The sequence below is a fragment of the Levilactobacillus tangyuanensis genome, from assembly GCF_003946545.1.
GTDB lineage: Bacteria > Bacillota > Bacilli > Lactobacillales > Lactobacillaceae > Levilactobacillus > Levilactobacillus tangyuanensis.
The window spans coordinates 27,780-48,552 of record NZ_RHOA01000001.1 but is presented as its reverse complement, the minus strand read 5'-3'; the positions used below and the strand labels follow the sequence as shown (position 1 = coordinate 48,552).

The following is a 20,773-nucleotide window of genomic DNA, read 5'->3' as shown; positions in this document are numbered from 1 at the left end:
TACTTTCGAGTCAGACCGGACCAACGGTTAACTAAACGTGCATTAATACTTAACCGTGCCATCGATCACGAAGCTAAAGTCATGGTCTTGGTCACCGGCCACGTGATACTGTGGCTCGACGTCGGCACCCCAACTATCGATACCACCGACACCGCGGGTAGCCCCGTAGACCGTCAAAACGGTCCGCCGTTCGGCAGGCAACTCTTCCAGGTGCGTGGCGTTCTCCAACTCTTCTGGCGTGTATGGCAGGCAGCTAAAGGCAAATGGCTTCCCGGCCTGCCGCACCGTTAGGCTGTATGGTGCATGATCCGGGTCCGCATTGTTTTGCGTCGTCGCCCGGGTCACCGTCACCCAATCATTGTCCATATGCATGCCACATTCCTGGGGCACCATGTACGGCGTTACCGGCATCCCCTCAACATGGTAGGTCCCGGGACGGCCACCGGCCATGCGATCGGGATATGTTTCACCGGAAAGGCCCACGTAGTCAAAGCCGGTTGCCGGCGTTGGCATCACGAAACGTAACCCCAACACGGGTAATTCGGGCAGGCCGGCAACCCCATTATAATGGGTGGCCACCGTGATCTTACCAACAGCATCCACCGTATACGTCACGGTCACCGTGGTTGCGGGAACGGTTGTCGTGGTGTACGTGAAGGTAATTGCCACCGTCTCGGCCGTCTCATGATCGGAATATTTATTGTTTTCCGGTGCGATTGGCAGTGGGATAGACTGGCCATCAACCGCCACCTCGATGTTTGTGCAGGCACTAAACAGATCGGCGCCTAACCAGGCCGCCGACTTGTTAGAGAACCCGTTACCGCGATCATTATCCGTGGTTGCCCGCCAAAAGGCTGGTTTAGGCGTCCGGTACAACCATTCCTTGCCATACTGAACCAGCGATTCAAGCCCCCCACGGTCATAGGCAAAGATATAGTGGAATCCGGGACCACTTAGCCCCAAAGTCACGTCACCAAAAATCACATTTAATTTAGTCGTGTTGGCCATAGTAGTAGTCCACCTCCTGTAGTGCTGGCTTAGGCGTCCGGTCGGCGAATAGCAAGCCGTCGCCGGAGAATTCATAGTCTGAGTGCCGGTCGTCAAAGTCCCCACCGTAGCGGAGAACCGGCTTGCCGGTCACCTCATCCTTAACCCAAAGCGCTTGGTCAATGTAGTCCCAGATAAAGCCCCCCTGATACATTGGGTATTTATCAATCAAATCAATATAACTGTTCATGCCCCCAATGGAATTACCCATATCATGCATATATTCACAGTTAACGAATGGCTTATCGGGATCATTTTGTAGATACTTTTCAATTTCACGTGGTGGATCGTACATCATACTTTCCATGTCGGAGATCCGGTCGGCATAAACCCGGTTGCGACAAACCCCTTCATAGTGGGTCAGACGGGTTGGGTCGACATCATGGTAAAACTTATCCATGGCCGCAATGTTATCGCCGGCGTAGGCTTCGTTCCCTAATGACCAGAACAAAACAGCGGGATGATTCTTGAACATTTCATAGTTACTCTTGGCCCGGTCCAAAACGGCTAATTGCCATTGTGGCAGGCTACCAGGGACGTTATAGGAAGGCTCCACGGCCCCCATCTTTTGCCAGGTCCCATGGGTTTCCAAGTTATTCTCGGCCATCATGTAAATTCCGTTCAGATCACACAGGTCATACCAGGCATCTTGATCGGGATAGTGACAGGTTCGCACCGCATTAATATGATTTTCCTTGAAAACCAATTGGTCATGTAACATGTCTTCCATTGTCACGGCCCGCCCACGATGGGCATCCCATTCATGCCGGTTGACCCCATTCAGGATGATCCGGTGACCGTTCAACTGCATGATTTTATCTTTCATTTCAACCCGGCGGAAACCAACTTGGTAAGGCACGACTTCAACCAGATGTCCCGCGGCGTCCAGCACCTCAACCTGTAGGTGATACAGGTAAGGATCGTGATGGTTCCAGAGATGAACGTGATTGATGGTCGTGGCCAACTTAAGGTCACTGGCCGCTTCATCCTCGGCCGTCCATAACGGCTGACCGCTATCGTCCAAGAGGCTAACCTTGACGGAACCCGCTAATTTATCGGCCGCCGAAAGTTGTAGGGCCACTTGCAGGTCGCCGGTCACAAAGGCATCGTCGACATTGGCCCGAATGGTCAGATCTTCCACGTGTAGCGCCGGCTTAGCCGCCAACCGGACACTCCGAAAAATACCCGAGAAGCGGAACATGTCTTGGTCTTCTAAGAAGGCCGCGGTACTGTGTTTGAAGACTTCCACTGCCAGCAGGTTTTCACCATCCTGCAGGTATGGCGTCAGGTCAAACTCGGACCGACTGAAACTATCCTCAGCATAGCCCACGAAATGGCCGTTCAACCACAGGTACATCGCCTGCTCAACCCCGTCGAATTCGATGCTGACCCGCTTGTTTTGTAAGGCAGGCGCAAGGGTAAAGCTCTTCACGTAGGACCCGACCGTGTTGTCGGGATCCTGGCTAAACATGCCCTTCTCAGGGTGATCCGCACCCATTGAATAGGCGGGACGCCGGTAATGCTTCCCCTCCCAAGGATATGCCGTGTTAATATATTGAATTTGCCCGTAGCCGGCCAGTTCGATGTGGCCCGGAACGGCTAATTGGTCGAAGTCTGACCGGTCAAAGTCGGGTTCGTAAAAACCAACCGGACGGTGCTGGGGATCCTTTGCAAACGCAAATTCCCAGGTGCCATCCAGGCTTTGGACCAAACTGCTTTCATGTTCAGCAGCTTCATCGACACTTTGGTAGCCCCGATGATCACTGTGTGCTGGTAACTGGTTGATCCGGAAAGTCTGGGGATCATCCAGCCAAGAAATTTCTGCTTTCAAAAAGCTCTTCCTCCTTTTTAAACCGCTTACATTTAACATTATAGCGCAGGATAGCTCGAATAGACCCGGAAAAACCGGAAACTCTTGGGACAATTACAAAAAAATTTCTGCCACGGTGTCCCAACATAACCCGGGTTATTTCCACCAAAATCGACTAGATATAACCCGGGTTTTAATTGCCGAAATCTCGCAAAAAACGATCTCTTTTAAGGTATACTGGAGCTATCGATTTTTAAAGAAAGGAGCGGATTCTCATCTTCAAACGACTGCGCAAGTGGGGCCTTGGCTTGCTAACCATGGTTATGGTCACCCTCATTGGCCGTGGGCTGGTTCATGCCCAGACGGAGCAACCTAGTTCTCTCGTCAAGGTTGGCCAATACACGGCCAGCACCGACTTCCTTAATCTAAGTGCCTATTACAAGACCACAAAACCGATTCGCGTGAAGGTGGCCTACGTGCCAACTTACAAGACCGGCTCACCAATCATGCAATCACTTTACCTACCGGCTGGTATCACCATCGCTGGCAACTTAACGACAACCAAGCGCAATGGCTACCTAATCCCTAGCCTGCAACTCTACTTGGCCCGTTTGAGTACAGCCGCACTACAGAACAGTCAAAAACCGGGCTATACCCTTGATCCTGGCGCTGGTGCCTACGATCCGCAGGTCACCATCAAAGATATGGATCAGTTGGCTGGGTTCAAACGCGTTCCCGCTCCCACCTATATGCCGGGCTATAGCCATGGCGACCTTTTCCTTGGTGGCGCCCAAGCAGCACTGAGCCCAATGGAACCTCAGAGCAAGAGCCTGCGAGTGACCTCGGATGGCTATGTCCAAGTGATGACCTACGATCCCCGGGCCAATGCCGGCTTGGGATTCTACCAAAAGCCACTGGGAATTGCCAAGATCACTCGGACAGCGTTTAACGACCCCTATCGGAAGTTGTACTTTCGTCAGGATTTGAAGGGTGTTCACACCCAACACGTCAATAAGCATGGCAATGAGCAGTACTGCCTGACGCTTAAGAATCTACACACACCCCAACATACCAACGGCAATCCGTTCAAAGGTATCTCCGGAACCTTCGATAGTCTCTACGAGGTTGGTGGAACCAAGTATTACACCTTTATTGGTTACGATGGCATTAGCGATTAAGAACTGTCAGTACTTCTCGTCGGTGCCTCATTTTCGAAATTGACGTTCCGAGATCACAAAGGGCCTGGGGTTTTATCCCAGACCCCTTTTAATGTCCAAATAGCTTCAACCGAAGTGAACTCCAAATGGTCACTCATTTTTTATAGTCGATCACGATGCCAGAGATTGGTGAGTAGGACCGACCCAATAATAATGGCGACCCCTAAAATTTGTAAAGTACTAACGCGCTCTCCTAATATTAGAAAGGCCACACAAATCGCGGCGGGAAGTTCCAATGAAGACAGAATTGGTCCCACCCCTAACGCCAATAACGGCATAAAAACGGTATAGCATAACAATGGCAAGATCATTGAAAAGAAGGAAACGATGACGCCCCATTTAATGGTTGCTAATGTAATGGGCACGGAAATAATCTGCGGTCCCCAGACCAACGTGACAATGATAAAAGCCCCCGTACACATCAACATCGTCTTACTCAGGGGCGCTAAATTTTTACCCAAGCTGGCGGTCACTTGAATCGTGATCGCATACGCAACCGCAGCCAGAAAGCTCAGGGTCATCCCCAGAATTGAAATGTGGCCTTTAATTGGGAGTAATCCAGCGGCTAGGACCGTGCCACCCAAGACCAGCACAATGCTTAATACCTGCAACCGTGATGGCCGTTGATGATGGATGATGGCTGCTAGCAGAACTGATAACCAAACGGCCTGCATTAACATCACGGCCGCGACCGCAACCGACACATACCGTAGCGCCGTAATGTAGAAGGTATTCGTGAATCCCGTGGCGGTCCCGGCGGCCATCACCGTTAACACCTGTCGCCAATTGGTGTGCTGCTGACTGAACCGTGGGCCCCGAAACAATTGAATCAGCGCCAAGATCACGACCGAGCTCAAGAATGACCAGAACAATAACGGCCCGTTAACGACGCCTTCTCCCCGAGCAATCTTAAACAGTGTGGCCGGTACGCCATAGCTAATGGCGCCCAGGCCAACGAAGAATGGTGCTACCCTTTTCAAATAATCGCCTCATTTATCGAATAACTCTCATCCCTCATGATAGGCGCGTTCGGATAATTTCTCAAACGCATTACTGACGCGGCCGCCAAGAAAACATGCTACACTGAGCTCAAGAAGATTACTTAAGGAGGTATTCCATGCGCAGTAAGACCTTGAAACTCATCTTAGCCATCATCATTCTTGGCGCAACGGCCAGCGTCTGTTTGGCCCACTGGAGCACCAGCGCCCTGATCAATTCCTTCGGTGCCAGCCTCCTCTAAACGAAAGCAACGGGTAGTAGCCTTCTGGCTGCTACCCGTTATTTGTTTCACGTGAAACAATTATCTGGCGACCAACTGCCAGGTGACGCCAAACTTGTCGGTGACCCACGTCACCTTCGCAAAACCTTCCATTGCCATGGGTCCCATCATGATGTGCCCCGCCGTTGCCAACTGATCAAAAATGTTTTGGAACTCCGTAATCGACTCACATTCGATATAGATTGACGTCCCCCAGTCAATAGGGGCATCCTCATCCGCTCCCATATCAAACAACCCAATCGTCACGCCATGCATGTCGATCTCGCTGTTCAAGACCAACTCGGGTCGGTCTGGATAATAGGTAATCGCTCGGAGTGTCGTATCTGGAAAAACCATCGTGTAAAAATCAATGGCCGCCTTGGCCGACGTCTTAAAGGCTAAATAAGTTATTGGTGCGTGCATGGCTGAACCTCCTAAATCATGACTAAGCTAGAATTAACTGTTTTAAAGCGTCATACGACCTCGCCTCGAAGGTGGGGCGAATCGATGTTAAGTTCTCCGTCCGCTGTGGGTTAAACCAGACGCTTGGTAACTGCGCCCGTTGCGCGCCTAAAACATCTGATTGTAACCGGTCACCCACCATCAGCGTGTTCTGTGCACTCAGGCTGGGATGCTGCTCAAAGATTGGCTGGAAGAATCGCTGATCCGGTTTGTTAAAGCCGATATCTTCTGAGATAAATACGTCGTCAAAGTAACGACCAACACCCGACCCCGCGAGTCGACTAACCTGGGTTTTCTTAGTCCCATTGGTTCCAGCAATTAGGTGAACCCCGGCCTGCTTGAGGTCCTCTAAAAATTCTTCGGCCCCCGGCAAAGTGTAATAGTTATGATCCAGCATGTCGCTATATTGCCGCTCTAACTCGGCCCCATCAACCGTCACGCCCATGCGGGAAAAGGTTTCAGTGAATCGGTCATTTAACAATTGATCGCGATTGGCCCCTTGCTCAATCCGTTCCCAGACGTGCCGATTAACCTGCAGATAGGTTCGAAACCCGGTTTGAACATCTGGCGCATGATAGGCCTTCAACAGGTGCTGGATGCCCTCGACCTCTCCCCGGTCAAAATCCAAGAGCGTATCGTCCAAGTCAAAAATCACATATTTTTTCATTCAACGGCCTCACTTCACCCATAATTTTCCTAAGTATAGCAAACCCGCCGAAACATTTCTTCAAATGATGACCATGATTAAGGCCAACGCTGGATATCAACGTTGGCCTTAATCAATGACGACTTTATTAATCTCGATAACGTTCCCCGTGGAAGTGCTTGTGAGTATAATGCCGCGCTAAGCTTTTTGACTGAAAGCCATGAACATCTGTCCATATGCCAGCACCACTCGCCACTTGTAAGACAGGAATCTTCTTGCCATGAATTTTATAATGGGCCACCCGGTAAAAGTCGCCGGCCCCGGCTGCTTGATACCACCCGTAAACCTGGGTCCATTTTTCCTTTTTATTGGTAAAGTTAAGCCCCGTCACCCAGGTTGGGTGAATCGCCTTGGTTCCCGGTTTCGGATAACTCGACAGCTTACGTGAATGTAAATGAATCGTACGACCATCATTGTCGGTGATCGCGGTGGTCGCAATTTTGAGCCGATATAGATGATGCTGATTATACGTATACCAAGTTCCGCGCAATGCCTTGGGAAATTTTCGAATTGTTCTTCCCGCGGCATCTGCCGTTACTGGATGTAACATTGCTTGACCCGTTGTGAAAACAATCATGGCCAGTAGGACTAAGATGACTACCCGGTTAATCTTCATGCGTTCTCCTCCTAGAGATGCCGTCGACAAACAACTTGTGTCCCATAATCATCGTGGGAACAAACTAACTATACGACACCCCTATGGCCCTGACACGTCAGAAGATTGGCCAGAAGCCGCCTCTATAAGAGTTTTAATTATCAATGGCGATGGCAAAAGCCTGCCATAACGTCGTTAATTGACCTTCTCTATATTTGTCCAGATACATTTAATAATTAATTATTAATAATAAAGTGCCGTCCAAATTGGCGACTATTGACTCTTGATTTGCCCGATCTCACGGTTGGTCAAATGTTTCATGTGAAACAACTTTTCGTTTGGGCTTGCCTTCGAGTGGGGCTAAGCTGTTACACTGAACACAGTTACAAATCTGAAAGGAGTTAATTCATATGGATCGTCCTTATATCTTCTGTCACATGGCCACCTCGCTCGATGGCAAGATCACCGGATCTTACGCGAGTGTCGCCGATTCCGGTAACTTGTTCTACCATCTGGCCTTTGAGAGTGACGGCTACTACCATCCCCAAGGTTGGTTGTCCGGTCGGACCACGACGGATGATAACTTCACCCACTACGCCAAGCCGGACTTAGATGAAAATGCCCCAGAAGTTCCAGCTGGTGACTTCATCGTCAAGTCCCCTTGGAACATGTACTACATTTCGATTGATATTCACGGCCGATTGGCTTGGGATTCCAGTGAATTCATCTATAATGACACCCATGCCCTGGTTTTAGAAGTCCTGACGACTAAGACCAGCAATGCCTACAAGGCATTCTTACGCAAGCTCAACATTCCCTATATCATTGCCGGTGACGACGAACTCGATGCCCCACTGGCCATGAAGAAGTTAAAGGACCTCTTTGGCATGGAAACCGTGATGCTTGGCGGCGGGGGTGTTCTGAACTGGTCCTTCATCCAACAAGGCCTTTGCGATGAGCTCAGCCTGGTCTTGAAGAACTCTGCGGATGGTTCCACGGACACACCAACGCTGTTCTCCGCCACCAAGGGACTCTCCGAAAACAAGCCCGTATCCTTCACGCTGAAGAATGTTGAACCTCACGGCAGCACCGTTTGGCTTCGTTACTTAGTCGACAATGCTAAGGCCTAAATTTAAGGACGCCTGCTGATCATCGGGCGTCCTTTTTTCTTTTTTTAATGATAGCCGTCAACTCCGCCTTTTGGTCGATCGTCGTATGTGTGAGTGACTTAATCTTCTGGGCCGTCCGTTGGGCAACCTTTAGAGATGTTCCCGCCCGCAACAGCTGGAGCACGGCATCCGCATGGGTCCGATAGGCTGCCGCCAAGAGCCACGCCTGCCCCATTTGCACATAATAGTCGGCACTATTAACCGCCATCCCCAACTGGATCGCGGTCTGCCAGGTCGTTTCGGTGAGATAGAAATTTAACAGAAAAACCAATCCCGTTCGTTGCAGCCACGGATTATCGGCGGCCAAGTACCCCCTAATCACTTGTAAGAACTCATCCGGATAGCGTTTCACCTGCTTGAAGTGAATTGCCATATCACAGATCGCCCAACAATCGGCGGTTGCTAAATATTCTGCCAGGTCGTGTTCTAGCGTTCGACAATCCACTTTTAGCTGACTCAAGACGTACCCACGAACGATAATGACTTCATAGAAGTCGACTCCCGCCAACCGCAGGAATTCATGCGGGTTACCCTTGGCGATTTTGGTTGCCATGGCCTTCAGTTCTCGCATTGAGATACCCAAGACCGGATAGTCCGTCACCACAATTTTCTTCACCCGTTGCCCAGCCTGCAGATTGGCCTGCCTTTGTAAGTCCGCCAGAAATTCCGTATAGGCTGTCGCCGTCCACGCCGTCGTCATCAAATCCATCGCCGCTGCACCTCCCGTTTGATTAGCTTGATTATTCCATAACGCTCCCGATAAGTCGAGGTTCCCACGAATTTAGGTTGACGGACCCCCGCTCGCCGTGCGATACTGTTCTCGGTGCCAAACCATGGTGGGGGTACGCGATCGGTGCGCAAGCATTCCGAAGGTCGCCGCACCTCACCAATGACAGCTCTGCGCTTTGCGCAGGGCTGTTTTTTTCGTTATACTTTTAGCCAAGAAAGAAGGTCGGTCCGTCATGAAAATTATCATCGCCCCCGCTAAGAAAATGGTGGTGGATCCGGATACCTTTCCCACTGAAGGCCTGCCCGAATACCTAAATCAGACACGCACCATCCTAACAGAGCTGCGGCGGCTCTCCTATACCGAGGCCAAGACCCTGTGGCATTGCAGCGACAAGTTGGCCCAACCCAATTATGACTGGCTACAACGGATCGATTTGGACCACCAGCTGACGCCAGCCATTTTGGCCTTCAGCGGGATTCAGTACCAGTACATGGCGCCGGACCTCTTTACCGCACCGGCCCTCGACTATATCCGTGAAAATCTACGGATCTTATCGGGTTTTTATGGTATCCTGCGGCCATTTGACGGGGTCGTCCCCTACCGCTTAGAAATGCAATCGAAATTAACCGTTGGCACAAGTCCTAACCTTTATCGGTTCTGGGGTGACCGGCTGTATCATGCCCTGACGCCCGAGCCAGAACCCATCGTCAACCTGGCCTCCCAGGAATATGCCAAGACCATTAGTCCTTACCTGGCGCCCAACCAGCGATTTATCACGGTTACCTTTGCCAGCCTGGTCGATGGTAAGCTAAAGACCAAGGCCACATTGGCCAAAATGGCGCGTGGCGAAATGGTCCGTTTCTTGGCGGAACACCAAGCCACCGATTTAACCACCATTACGCAATTCGACCACCCCGATTGGGCCTTCAGTGAGGCCCATTCCACGGCGGATCAGCTAACCTTTATCACGCAAAAATAGCGCAAAAAAGCCCGACCAATTTGGTCGGGCTTTTTTCTGTTCATTTAAAATTTTTGCTTACGGCCAATGACTGCCAGTCCCAGTAGTGAACCCAGCACGGCCAGCCCCCATAATGGGGAAATCGTCTTTTCATCAGTCTGTGGCAAGGTTTCCTTCGCTGCCGTCTTGCCAACGGTGAGATTGACCACATGACCGCCGTTTGGATTCGATTTTGCCACTACAGCCGCAGCGCCACCGGTTGATGGCGTCACCGGTTTATTCACGTCTGGCTTCTTCCCATCCGGTTTATCGGCTTCGTTACCCGGATCAATCAGGTTAGCGTCGCCCTCATCCTTAGCATAGATGTAGGTCACTTCGCTATCTTGATCACCGTAAACGCCGTTAGCGTTAGCGGGCGTTGTCGCAAGCGTATACCCATCGACCACTGCGGCCGAGGTCGTGTAGCTGTCGCCGGCCTTCCCGGTCAGAACCACATCCGCAGCCACCGGTATGCCATCACTCGTTTGGTAATGGACCGTCACCTTAATGGTAGCGCTTGGCGTCACAACCGGCGGCGTAACTGGCGTCTTATCGTAGACGTAGACCACGTGGATATCATCGGCCGTATACGTCCCATTAGCATTTTCGGGCGCCTTGGTTAAGGTATAGCCATCAAATTCCTTGGCGGCGGTCGTGTAACTGTCGCCCACTAACTTGGCATCCAAGATCTCGTCGTCCGCGAGTGGCTTCCCATCCTTATCTTGGTAGGAAACCGTCACCGTTCCGGCTTTATCGGATAACAGGTAGGGTTGGACGATCACGATCCGATTCGTCCCGTTCTCATTTGCAACGCCAATCATAAAATACTTATATTGTTGCGGAATAACCAACTTGTCTTTATAGGACGTCACACCGGGCTCTTGTTCTGGCATATTGTCGAAGGTAATGGATCCATCAGGATTGTAGGTTTTATCCCCACCCTTATAATAAACCAATCCATAAGTTTGACCCGGAATTTTTGATTCAGTGGATACCCACCAGGCCTCCTTCGCCGTTGACAACTTCCACGTATAGTCGTCCTCGTCAGTAAATTTGACGGCTAAGCGACCTTGTCTGGTTGCTCGATCAACCCGTGTCAAAGGCAACACCACATATTGAAACCATGTTTTGATCTTAGGAATGTGCATCGCTTTAAAACCTGAAAGATCTAAAATATGATTATATTGGATATCAAGATCTTGAAGGTTCTTGAGTCCCCATAATGGACTAGCATCGGTGATCCGGTTACCAGCCAAGTCAACCGTTTCCAGCTTAGCCATGTACGCCAATTCCGAAATATCGGTCACATCACCGAAGTAGTGGTAGCCAGCATTCAAATTGGACTTCAAGGTTAGATGCTTCACGTTGATCGCATATTCCAACCCCTTCAAAGAAAATGAAGTTGTGCCATCAATATAGGTATCCTTGTTCCCCGAGTTAGAACTTCCGCCGACGTGCACTTCGTCTAGCAGAGCCATATCATCTTGGGTAATTTCTTCCGGAGTAGTCCAAGTCCGACCGAGGTCCATTTCATTCAGTCGATTCATGATGGTCAGTTGTAGGGTCTTGTTGGGTAACCAATCGTTAATCGATTCCTTGACAACTGGGACCGCCGCTGGCGCAAGCGAACGACTACTACGAACTGGTTGTGGTGCCGGATTAGTGACTGGTTCCTCGGCAACTTTTGAACCGTCGTCCTTAGGCACTGGCGTTGCGTCCGGCTTGTCCACCGGCGCCGTTACCGGTTCCGGATCCACCTTAGGACCCGGATCGACCTTAGGCGTCGGCGTCACCGTATCACGCTTAACAGATTCAGCGGTCGTCACCACGGTCGATGTCGCACCATCGTTGGCCACCACGTCTGCGTTAGCCGACACATCCACGGCCCCCAAGGAGAGTCCAACTGCGATGATGCCAGCAAATATCCAGTGCTTACCTTTTTTATACATCTTATAATGCCGTTTAGTATCCATTTTATTTAACACGATATTTCCTCCCTTTCACGGGTTTGCTTAGGGTGTCCAGAATGAATTCGGTTACATTATAGTCATAGTAATCAATTACTTATAGTCATAAACTATGTAGATCCTTACACAGTTAGTATATACCGTGGGTAATAAAAAAGCCAATCTGATTCCACCATTTAATTTGTCCATTGACAACTATTCACGGTAGAGATCGCGTCTACTCAACGTTGTTATACCAGTTATTCAAGCAAATTTACTTTTATTAATTTATCACATGAGTCTTCTAACTGCGCTAGCCCACAGTCACATGAACGGTGACAAGTTTTTGATTGTGTGTACACTATGCTTTCCATCAATTGGTCGACCTAGCCTGTCCTTTCATTAAATCTATCGACCTAAACTGAACCTGAAAAAATGGCCAATTTTAAAGGGACCGGATTAGCAATCCAGTCCCTTTTGCTTAATCTTGTTCGTTCAACCATCGCTTGAGTCGGGTTAAATAAGCTTCGGTCTCATCGATAAAGGCCATGTGCCGGCTATTGGTGAACAGGGTCCATTCCGCGTTAGGCAGGTGATCCACCATGTTTTTTGCCACCAATGGCGTACATAGATCGTTGACCCCGCTAGTCACCAAGGTGGGCATGGTCAGTTCGGGCAGCCGATCCGTATAGTCGTAATCGGCTAAGGTTCCGGTTGGAAAAGCTTCGTTGGGCCCCCAGGCCGTCTGATAGGCCTGCGTGCCCCCCACTTTCGGGCGTCGTAAATACTCGGCGGAGGTCGCCGTAACCGGCCCGGAAGCATGGGCAATCATATAGCGTTGGTTGGCAGCCACGTATTCTGGTGCGCTGAAGTCACCTGTTTGTTCGGCAGTCGCCATGGCCGCCCGGTCGGCCGGCGACATGAACGCAATCAAACGATGTTGTTCCTGTGACCATAGGGCCGATGAAGATAACGTGCTGGCCAGAATCAGGCTTTGAATGCCGGCCGGTCGCCGTTCACACAGATAAATGATGGCCAACATACCACCCCACGACTGGCCCAACAGGTGAACCCGGTCGAGGTGTAGGTAGTCGCGTAAGGCTGCGAGTTCATCGACCCAGGTCGTGGCGTGCCAGAGTTCCGGCCGATCGGGAATCGACGATTGGCCACACCCTAATTGATCATACATGATCACCGGCCGCCCCGTTTCCGCCGCCAGTTGGTCGAAGACCTCGAAATAATTATGGGACGATCCCGGTCCGCCATGCAGTAACAACAATGGCGTCAGGTCGGACTTAAGGTCCCCCACAATTCGATAATAAGTTTGATATTGATGAAACGGCATAAACCCCGTTTGAATTTTCATGTGGCACCTCGTTTATCCTTAATCCTTGATGACAGCGACCCACTTCTCCAGCCAGCATACCGCTTGAGAGTCGCTAGGACTTCCCTAACGACGACGTTTGTTACGCCAGCTACCGGATCGGATCTGCCATCATTAATACGCTTATTTTGCACGTCTAGCACAAAAAATGAAAGTCTCTGTTTAATCAAAAAATGGCAACCCTGTGGCCGCCATTCTGCTAACTATTCTGTTAAGTAGTCTAAGATTCGAAACATGGCTTGCTGGTTGGCCGCGGGAACCGGTGTTGCTAAGATATCGGCCGCCGTCTGCCCCAAGTCCGATCCGTCAATATACGGGAAATCATTCACGACAATTTCACGGACGTTGTCGGCCTCCGGCTCGAAGTGGAATTGCAACCCCACAACGCGATGACCGATCACAAAGCCTTGATTGGCGACTCGATCGCTCGAGAACAGACGCGTCGCTCCAGTTGGGATGCTAAACATATCCTGATGCCAGTGCAGGACCGTTAACTTTTCCGGCAATCCTGGAATCACGTCAGTTTGTCGATACACCGGTGCCCAGCCGACCTCCTTGGCCGGGGCTTGGGTAACTTGGCCACCCAACGTCAGACTGATTAATTGCGCCCCGAAACAGGCCCCAAAGATGGGAACATTTCGTGCCATGAGGGTCTTAACCAGCTCGCGCTCTTGCTTAATCCAGGGCAAATCATCGTTGGGACTCATTGGGCCGCCGAGGATGACCAACATATCGGTCTCGTCCGCACTAGGCACGTAGCCAAACTGGTAGGGATGATAAATATAGACCTCGTGACCGCGAAGCCTGGCCCAGGTGGCAATCGAGCCGGGACCTTCATTAGGTGTGTGTTGCAAGATATTAATGCGCATAACGGCTTCCTTTCCATCAACGGCAATGTTGGGTATGGGTATCGCCTACAAATCACTATAATGACGCTATTATAGCACGGACCACCTAGGTAGACTGTTTCATGGGAAACATTCCGGATTAGTTGTTATTAATAATAGCTAGTCGCTATTAATAACTACACTCATTCGTGAATGTAACCACCATTCCGGTAGCCCCACTGGCAATGCCCCGAGAACCTGGCCCAGGATCCAAGTGAGTGACTTGCCTGGCCGCAATCGCTGTGCAAAAAGCCGATCAAGAAAATCGACCGGAACGCCAATGACGACACCGTTCATGCTAACTCGCAATGCGGCGTTTTCCTGAACGATTTCTCGCCAATACCGCCCCATAACCTGACGCTGCAATGCCGTCACCGCTTGTGCATGATCCAACTCGGTCACAGCCAAGTCACCATCCATTTCGGCCAGGCTAGCGAAGCGTTGAAAGACCGGTGATGTGGTTGTCACCCACCGATCCAACGGTAATTTCACCTGCTTAACGAGATTCGGGACGGCTTGAAGATAATCGCATAGCCACCAATACCCCAGTTGGTCAGCCGCCGTCTCACACCACCAGACCCGAATGCTTTCGCCACGTTCAACAGCAGCATCTAACTGTTGCCGTTGCTGTTGAACCCGTTTTGCCAAGGCCGCGGCACTCGATTCATCCGATTGGGCCGCTTGCACCGTCCAGGCCCTGGGATCGAACGTTTCCAGTCTGGTCAGGTCGCCTATTTCTAGATCCCACTGAAGCCCCAGAACGGGTTGTTTTAACGCCATGGCCAGGCCATTGGCAAAGCTCTCGTTGAAAGTCACATCCATTTTCAAATACACCCCTAATGATAATTTTTAATCCCCTAGACCTGCCAGTTCAGTGGCGGAATACACATAATCGACATGGGCCATTGTTGGCACCTCATCCCAAGGCACTGGGTAACCGGCACCATGCGCACAGAATACCGAGTCCGGCGTGTTATCCAGGTCGGAAACGGGCGCATAGTCCTGCGCCGCAATCACCGCTTCGGCGTTGTGGCAAGGTCGGTAGCCGTCGATCAAGCACTCCAGCGACCCCTGACCATGCGTATAGGCCTGAACCGCCTGACTGTAGTCCTGCATTTCTGAAACTGGCGCCACACCGCTCAACGTGGTCATCCCCGTGGCCGCATTCTCTACCGGTGCTTCAAATTCTCCGGCCATTCGCTGGATGTCGGTCATCGCGCGACCAACCTGGTCCTGACCGACCTCTAGCCGGAAACGATACCAAGGCTCTAATAGCTGGCAGGCCCCGCGGTCGCGTAACATCATCAATCCCTGGCGTACCGCTCGCCAGGTGGCCTCACGAAAGTCGCCACCAACGGAATGCACGATGCTCGCTCGTCCGCTAACCAACGTGATTTTCACATCGGTTAGTGCCGATCCCGTTAGAACGCCCAAGTGTTCCTTGGCGCGGAGGTTACTCAGAACCTGGTGTTGCCAGTTCTTACCCAACACTTCCAGCGAACAATCGGCGGCGAGCTGAATTCCGCTACCCCGTGGGGCCGGTTGCATCAGTAAATGAACCTCCGAGTAATGGCGCAAGGGTTCAAAGTGTCCAACGCCTTCAACTGCCTGGGAAATCGTTTCCTTATATAGGATGCTACCCTCACCAAACCCAACGTCCAGATTGAAGCGGTCATGAAGGAGCTGTTGCAGAATTTCTAGTTGTACGACTCCCATAATTTGCACCCGAATTTCCTGCAAATGACTCGACCAGGACACGTGTAACTGGGGATCCTCATCCTCAAGTTCTCGCAAAATGGTTAAACATTCATGGATGTCATTGTCCTTAGGATCCAGCGTGTAGTTCAAGACCGGCTGAATCTCCGGCGCCCGGCCATCCGCTTCCTGCCCGAGTCCCTGACCGGAATAGGTCCCCGTGAGATTAGGAATGGCACAAACTTGTCCGGCACTCACAGTCGGTTGAATCGTAAACTTAGCGCCATTGTAGACCCGTAATTGGTTCACCTTTTGTTCGCCTAAGATCACGGCCTTGTTGGCTAGCTCGCCGCCCGTAACGCGTAACCAGGTCAAGCGTTCGCCCTTATCATCATGGGAAATCTTAAAGACCTTGGCCGCAAATTCCGACTTGGCCGGTGTGGTCACTGTCCACTTCTCTAACCCGGCCAGAAGCTCGGGAACCCCCGTTAGCTTTAGCGCCGCCCCAAAATAGACCGGGAAGACTTGCCGCTGGCCGATCATCCGTTGAATGGCCTCATCTGACAGGTTGCCGTCATCCAAATACCGTTCGAGAACCGCGTCATCCTGCATGGCCAAAGTTTCGCGATCGTCCGCCGTAAATTCATGGTCAAACGGCACACAACCCTCGGAGAAGGTCGCCTGTAGTTGCTCTATGAGGCGTTGTTGGTCCGTTCCATTGGCATCCATCTTATTCACAAAGATGAAAGTTGGTACCTGATAGTCGGCCAATAGACGCCACAGCGTCCGGGTATAGCCTTGGATGCCATCCGTTGCCGACACCACCAAGACCGCATAATCGAGGACACTAAAAACTTGTTCCGTTTGGCTCGCAAAGTCGACGTGCCCCGGGGTATCCAACAACGTCAGATCCAAGTTTTCCGTCTGTAACCGCGCCTGGTGAGAAAAGATGGTGATCCCGCGCTGCTTTTCCAGATCGTCGGGGTCCAAGAAGGCATCCCCATTGTCGACCCGACCGAGCTTACGCAGGCCGCCGGCATGGTAAAGCATGGCCTCGGATAACGTGGTCTTGCCGGCATCAACGTGTGCCACAATGCCCGCTACAATTTGTTTCATCGGTCATTTCTCCTTTAATTTCATATTTTTTAAATGATTCCGTTCATCGCTCAGGGTAAAACGTTCTCTAACATCATACCATCTCTGTTCCAGCAGGAACATGATCCGTACTCCCTACTCCTACTAACGAAATTACAGCCTGAATTTTCGCATGAATCAACAAAAAAGCCGAAACAAATCCTAGATGGACTTGCTTCAGCCTGAATTTACAAGGTTTTGACGAGATTGTACCAGGTCTCACCCGCATGGTCGGAATCGGCCACGCCACGATTTTCAAAGCCATTCTTCTCGTAGAAGGGGACGTTACGAGCCAGACTGGTGAGAGCGACTGTCTCGCGTTGCTGGGACCTAGCGAGATCCGTCATAGCGGCCAAAAGTTGACTTCCCAGATGTTGCCCACGATAGGCGGGGTCCACAGCAATCGTAAAGATGAGTTGGTTTCCGCCCTGTACTAGGTTGGCCGGCGTCGCTTCATACATCCAGTCCTCTACCAAAGGCTCAGTCGTGGCCGGCCCGACCACGAAGCCCACGACCTGGTCGGCAATCTTCCCCACCAAGAACGTGGTTGTTAGTTTGGCAATTCGATCACGATATTGAGCCTCGGTCCCGGCCTCGTCCGCCGTAAAGCCCAAATTCTCAATCCGTAAAATATCTGGCAAATCCGCTAGTGTTACTTGCCTAATGTCCATTATGAGCCCCACCTTCATCCGAAAACTTCCGGACTAGCATACCAAACATCCCACCGGATGTCCCGTCGTCAATGTTTCACATGAAACATTGACGACTATTTTGGGCTAGACTAAAAGAACCGGCCAACGTCAACGCTGACCAGTCCTAATCGGTTTTGCTTAGCTATCTTGGCGGGTTGCGGCCAAGTCAATTTCCCGGACGTTAACTTCTTGTGGCATATCATAAATGAATTTCACCGTTTGGGCCACATATTTAGGATCTAACGTCAGGCCACCCATGGTTTGCTTCCAGGCCTCGTAGTCCTTCAAAGCACCAGCATCGGTCACATGCGTCAGCAGTTCGGTTTCACCGGCACCCGGTGCCACCAGAGAAACTCGGACGTTATCGCTAGAAACTTCCTGACGAATCGTCTCAGATAACCCATGCACGCCGAACTTGCTGGCAACATAGGCGGCATGGTTCGCGAAGGCCTTGAATCCGGCAATGGACGACATGTTGATAATGGTTCCATGCTTCCGGGCCACCATCGCTGGCAGAACAATCTGCGTCCCGTTTAACACACCCATGACGTTGGTATCCAACATCGTTTGCCATTCCTTAGGGTCTTGGCGCTGAACATTCCCTAACAGCATGACCCCGGCATTGTTAATCAACAGGTCGGTGGCGCCATACTTGGCTTCCGCCGCTTGAATGGCGGTCTTTAAAGCCGCCTGGTCGGTCACATCAACGGCCGCCGTCATCACATTGGTGAAGTCTAAGGGTAGCGCCTGAATCTTCTCTAGACGGCGTCCCAGTAACAATAATGGGAAGCCGGCCGTATTAAATAATTTAGCATCCTCTGCCCCGAATCCTGAGCTAGCACCGGTGATCACAACTAATGGTTTTGTTTCAGTCATTATAATAAACCCTCCTAAATGGTCTGTCTTTGATTGATTAATGGTAGTATAGTTTCTAGAGCTGACTCTAAGTCAAGCCACAAATTTAAAAAGGCGGTTTATTTTATGAGTTATTCAATTGGACAAGTGTCCGAAAAACTTTCCATCAGTCCCTACACCCTCCGCTATTACGATAAAGAGGGCCTGTTACCATTCGTCGACCGCAATGAGGCAGGCCGCCGGCGGTTTAAAGACAATGACTTTAACTTTCTGGAGGTCATCATGTGTCTCAAAGAGGCCGACGTTCCGGTCAAACAGATTGGCGACTTCATCGACCTGTGCATGACCGGCGACACCACGTTGCAGGCCCGCTATGACTTTCTAACGGAGCATGAACAGGCCCTGGAAAAAAAGATGGCTCAGCTTCAACATACCCTGGACTTCCTGCGCTGGAAGAAGTGGTACTACAAGACCGCGTTGCAGGCCGGCACCGAGAGCATTCACTATCTCCCTGGCACCAACCATGTCGATCCCGCAGTCCATGCGGAATTCGAAAAATTGGTGGCCGACGGCGCCAGTCCCGCGGAACTCGGAAAATTGGCGTAAAAATAATGACCGACAGGTGATGGTTCATCACTTGTCGGCCATTTTAAATTTATGACGAGACTGCCTTGTTGCATTCGGCATTCCTCGGGAATCCCGCTGTCTCTATGCCAGCTTCTTATAGAGAACCCGCATCGTTCGACCGAAACGATCTGGCTTTTGATCAATCATTTGGAAATCCAGATGCTCATAGAGTCCCACATGCTGAGTCACGATGTAAATCCCCTTGATATGGGCCTCAACGGCGACTTGCTCAGCCGTCCGGACCAACGTCAGGCTGAGGCCACGATGGCGATATTCCGGATTGACGAATACCGTACTGATGAATGGCGTGTAAGAGACATCGCGGACAACATCCTCCGCCGTTACGCCGCAAAATCCCACCATCGTCGCGCCATCGGTCATGTAAATAACCCGCTCAAACGGCTGCCAGGAACCCGTCAGCATATGTTGCTTGAGGTCGGCACCGGCCGGCCATTCGATGGCTCCGATTTGTTCCGCGGCAATGTCCCACAGTGGGTCCTCCGGTGTCATAATTTGTGTTTTCAGCACTATGAGCCACTTCCTTTTACGATTAATGCGTTCATTATAGGCCGATGGCTACTGGTTGCCAAAATAGTCGTTGACGGATGCGGCGTCATTTACTTAAAAATCGCGTCGCCGTTGCGATAGCCCTTGACCTGTCTGGCATATTGGGACTTAGCGAATTTATGCCTTTTGTAATAGGCAAAGTCACCGAATGCCATTATTTTTCCCTTTCGATAAACGGAAAAATCCACGTGTGAAAACCGAACCATGCCATTCTTTTTAACATGGCCCTTAACGCGGTAAAGATGATTGCCAATCTTTTGATACTTGAGATGATTAATAAATTCTGTTGGCATGTTGGAGATGCCAATGACAAACTGGTTCCGGGTGATGCTATAGCGCGAACCAAATCCCTGTGCCCCCGTCCGCTTCGCCTGAAATTCGCCGCGGATGGCTTTAGGTGTTCCACTGTGCCATCGAGCAGCATTGGCGGTTGTTGGCATCATACCGCCTAATACAAGCGCCGACATCGTTGCCATAACCAGCTTACCAACTTTAATCATCTTTTCTCCTCCAAGGTTGTGTGAGTGAGGTAGCCACTATTGATAACATCGTATTAATTATCAACGTTTTCATTAACGCCAAGTACCGTTCATTAACGTTAATATGTGCCTTTTGAAAGGTACCGTCAACTAAGTCGATGTATAAATAATTCGGTAAATTTTATCCGTTCATATTCTGAGAAAATATATCGTGATCAGTAAAAGCTCACCCCACATCCGTGGGGAATACGCTTTTTTTATTGCCATCATGATGGTTATCACGGGATCACCCCCACATCCGTGGGGAATACGTGCATAGTGTTGCCTTTGTGTCCCATCACATAGGATCACCCCCACATCCGTGGGGAATACATGCAACGATTATTTTTTGTTTTCTGACTGGTAGGATCACCCCCACATCCGTGGGGAATACATCGGATCACGCGGGTAGGGCACAAATATTACGGGATCACCCCCACATCCGTGGGGAATACGATGGCTATCGATGAGAAGAAG

At 50.8% G+C, this 20,773-nt stretch carries 21 protein-coding genes and 1 CRISPR repeat array (1 of these 22 running past the window's edge); of the genes, 5 read left to right on the top strand and 16 right to left on the bottom strand.

Going from position 1 to position 20,773, the window contains the following annotated elements; translation table 11 throughout:
* Positions 1–42 precede the first annotated feature (42 nt).
* Together EKM96_RS00205 and EKM96_RS00200 are read right to left on the bottom strand one after the other, a co-directional pair.
* Positions 43–1,008, bottom strand: a complete 966-nt coding sequence (locus EKM96_RS00205; RefSeq protein ID WP_125638191.1) for a beta-galactosidase small subunit — start codon at positions 1,006–1,008, stop codon at positions 43–45.
* Positions 992–2,878: a glycoside hydrolase family 2 TIM barrel-domain containing protein gene (locus EKM96_RS00200; RefSeq protein WP_125638189.1), complete on the bottom strand. Its 1,887-nt coding sequence runs from the start codon at positions 2,876–2,878 to the stop codon at positions 992–994. The genes EKM96_RS00205 and EKM96_RS00200 overlap by 17 nt, the downstream gene beginning before the upstream one ends.
* 296 nt (positions 2,879–3,174) lie before the next feature.
* On the opposite strand from EKM96_RS00200, the gene EKM96_RS00195 reads away from it, so the two are divergent.
* Positions 3,175–4,035, top strand: a complete 861-nt coding sequence (locus tag EKM96_RS00195; RefSeq protein ID WP_225417546.1) for a hypothetical protein — start codon at positions 3,175–3,177, stop codon at positions 4,033–4,035.
* A 140-nt stretch (positions 4,036–4,175) separates the two neighbouring features.
* Here the strand turns inward: EKM96_RS00195 and EKM96_RS00190 are convergent, their stop codons facing one another.
* Positions 4,176–5,054, bottom strand: a complete 879-nt coding sequence (locus EKM96_RS00190) for an EamA family transporter (protein WP_125638185.1) — start codon at positions 5,052–5,054, stop codon at positions 4,176–4,178.
* 137 nt (positions 5,055–5,191) lie between these two features.
* Between EKM96_RS00190 and EKM96_RS10730 the strand changes: the two genes are divergently transcribed.
* Positions 5,192–5,314 (top strand): hypothetical protein, encoded by a 123-nt coding sequence (locus EKM96_RS10730; protein WP_263853522.1) that lies wholly within the window; start codon positions 5,192–5,194, stop codon positions 5,312–5,314.
* A gap of 60 nt (positions 5,315–5,374) precedes the next feature.
* Here EKM96_RS10730 and EKM96_RS00185 read toward each other — a convergent pair whose 3' ends face one another.
* From EKM96_RS00185 to EKM96_RS00175, 3 genes are all read right to left on the bottom strand, one after another.
* On the bottom strand, positions 5,375–5,755 hold the full coding sequence (locus tag EKM96_RS00185; protein WP_125638183.1) for a VOC family protein: 381 nt from the start codon (positions 5,753–5,755) through the stop codon (positions 5,375–5,377).
* 22 nt (positions 5,756–5,777) lie between these two features.
* Positions 5,778–6,461: a YjjG family noncanonical pyrimidine nucleotidase gene (locus EKM96_RS00180; protein WP_125638180.1), complete on the bottom strand. Its 684-nt coding sequence runs from the start codon at positions 6,459–6,461 to the stop codon at positions 5,778–5,780.
* A 127-nt stretch (positions 6,462–6,588) separates the two neighbouring features.
* On the bottom strand, positions 6,589–7,116 hold the full coding sequence (locus EKM96_RS00175; RefSeq protein WP_125638178.1) for a hypothetical protein: 528 nt from the start codon (positions 7,114–7,116) through the stop codon (positions 6,589–6,591).
* Between the two features lie 389 nt (positions 7,117–7,505).
* Between EKM96_RS00175 and EKM96_RS00170 the strand changes: the two genes are divergently transcribed.
* On the top strand, positions 7,506–8,225 hold the full coding sequence (locus EKM96_RS00170; RefSeq protein ID WP_125638176.1) for a RibD family protein: 720 nt from the start codon (positions 7,506–7,508) through the stop codon (positions 8,223–8,225).
* A 19-nt stretch (positions 8,226–8,244) separates the two neighbouring features.
* Here EKM96_RS00170 and EKM96_RS00165 read toward each other — a convergent pair whose 3' ends face one another.
* Positions 8,245–8,973 carry a DNA alkylation repair protein gene (locus tag EKM96_RS00165; RefSeq protein WP_125638174.1) on the bottom strand — a complete coding sequence of 243 codons (729 nt, stop codon included), beginning with the start codon at positions 8,971–8,973 and terminating at the stop codon, positions 8,245–8,247.
* A 253-nt stretch (positions 8,974–9,226) separates the two neighbouring features.
* Here EKM96_RS00165 and yaaA point away from each other — a divergent pair, with 253 nt between their 5' ends.
* Entirely contained in the window at positions 9,227–9,973 is a 747-nt protein-coding gene (yaaA, locus tag EKM96_RS00160; RefSeq protein WP_125638172.1) for a peroxide stress protein YaaA, read from the top strand.
* 44 nt (positions 9,974–10,017) lie between these two features.
* Here yaaA and EKM96_RS00155 read toward each other — a convergent pair whose 3' ends face one another.
* The 7 genes from EKM96_RS00155 to EKM96_RS00125 all read right to left on the bottom strand — a co-directional run bounded on the left by EKM96_RS00155 (position 10,018) and on the right by EKM96_RS00125 (position 18,605).
* Positions 10,018–11,976 carry a MucBP domain-containing protein gene (locus tag EKM96_RS00155; protein WP_125638170.1) on the bottom strand — a complete coding sequence of 653 codons (1,959 nt, stop codon included), beginning with the start codon at positions 11,974–11,976 and terminating at the stop codon, positions 10,018–10,020.
* Positions 11,977–12,418: 442 nt separating this feature from the next.
* Entirely contained in the window at positions 12,419–13,303 is an 885-nt protein-coding gene (gene pepI / locus EKM96_RS00150) for a proline iminopeptidase (RefSeq protein WP_125638168.1), read from the bottom strand.
* A 221-nt stretch (positions 13,304–13,524) separates the two neighbouring features.
* Positions 13,525–14,190, bottom strand: coding sequence for a type 1 glutamine amidotransferase (locus tag EKM96_RS00145; RefSeq protein ID WP_125638166.1), 666 nt, complete (start codon positions 14,188–14,190; stop codon positions 13,525–13,527).
* A 138-nt stretch (positions 14,191–14,328) separates the two neighbouring features.
* Complete coding sequence (locus tag EKM96_RS00140) at positions 14,329–15,030, bottom strand: DUF1835 domain-containing protein (RefSeq protein WP_125638164.1); 702 nt, start codon at positions 15,028–15,030, stop codon at positions 14,329–14,331.
* A gap of 27 nt (positions 15,031–15,057) precedes the next feature.
* Complete coding sequence (locus EKM96_RS00135; protein ID WP_125638162.1) at positions 15,058–17,019, bottom strand: elongation factor G; 1,962 nt, start codon at positions 17,017–17,019, stop codon at positions 15,058–15,060.
* 206 nt (positions 17,020–17,225) lie between these two features.
* Positions 17,226–17,708: a GNAT family N-acetyltransferase gene (locus tag EKM96_RS00130; RefSeq protein WP_125638160.1), complete on the bottom strand. Its 483-nt coding sequence runs from the start codon at positions 17,706–17,708 to the stop codon at positions 17,226–17,228.
* Positions 17,709–17,867: 159 nt separating this feature from the next.
* On the bottom strand, positions 17,868–18,605 hold the full coding sequence (locus EKM96_RS00125; RefSeq protein ID WP_125638158.1) for an SDR family oxidoreductase: 738 nt from the start codon (positions 18,603–18,605) through the stop codon (positions 17,868–17,870).
* Positions 18,606–18,710: 105 nt separating this feature from the next.
* Here EKM96_RS00125 and EKM96_RS00120 point away from each other — a divergent pair, with 105 nt between their 5' ends.
* Positions 18,711–19,190 carry a MerR family transcriptional regulator gene (locus EKM96_RS00120; protein ID WP_125638156.1) on the top strand — a complete coding sequence of 160 codons (480 nt, stop codon included), beginning with the start codon at positions 18,711–18,713 and terminating at the stop codon, positions 19,188–19,190.
* Between the two features lie 102 nt (positions 19,191–19,292).
* On the opposite strand, the gene EKM96_RS00115 is transcribed toward EKM96_RS00120, so the two are convergent.
* Positions 19,293–19,739 (bottom strand): GNAT family N-acetyltransferase, encoded by a 447-nt coding sequence (locus EKM96_RS00115; RefSeq protein ID WP_125638154.1) that lies wholly within the window; start codon positions 19,737–19,739, stop codon positions 19,293–19,295.
* 89 nt (positions 19,740–19,828) lie between these two features.
* Positions 19,829–20,278, bottom strand: a complete 450-nt coding sequence (locus EKM96_RS00110; RefSeq protein ID WP_125638153.1) for a hypothetical protein — start codon at positions 20,276–20,278, stop codon at positions 19,829–19,831.
* A 262-nt stretch (positions 20,279–20,540) separates the two neighbouring features.
* Positions 20,541–20,773: a CRISPR direct-repeat array (repeat unit 28 nt; unit sequence GGATCACCCCCACATCCGTGGGGAATAC); it runs 588 nt beyond the window's last position.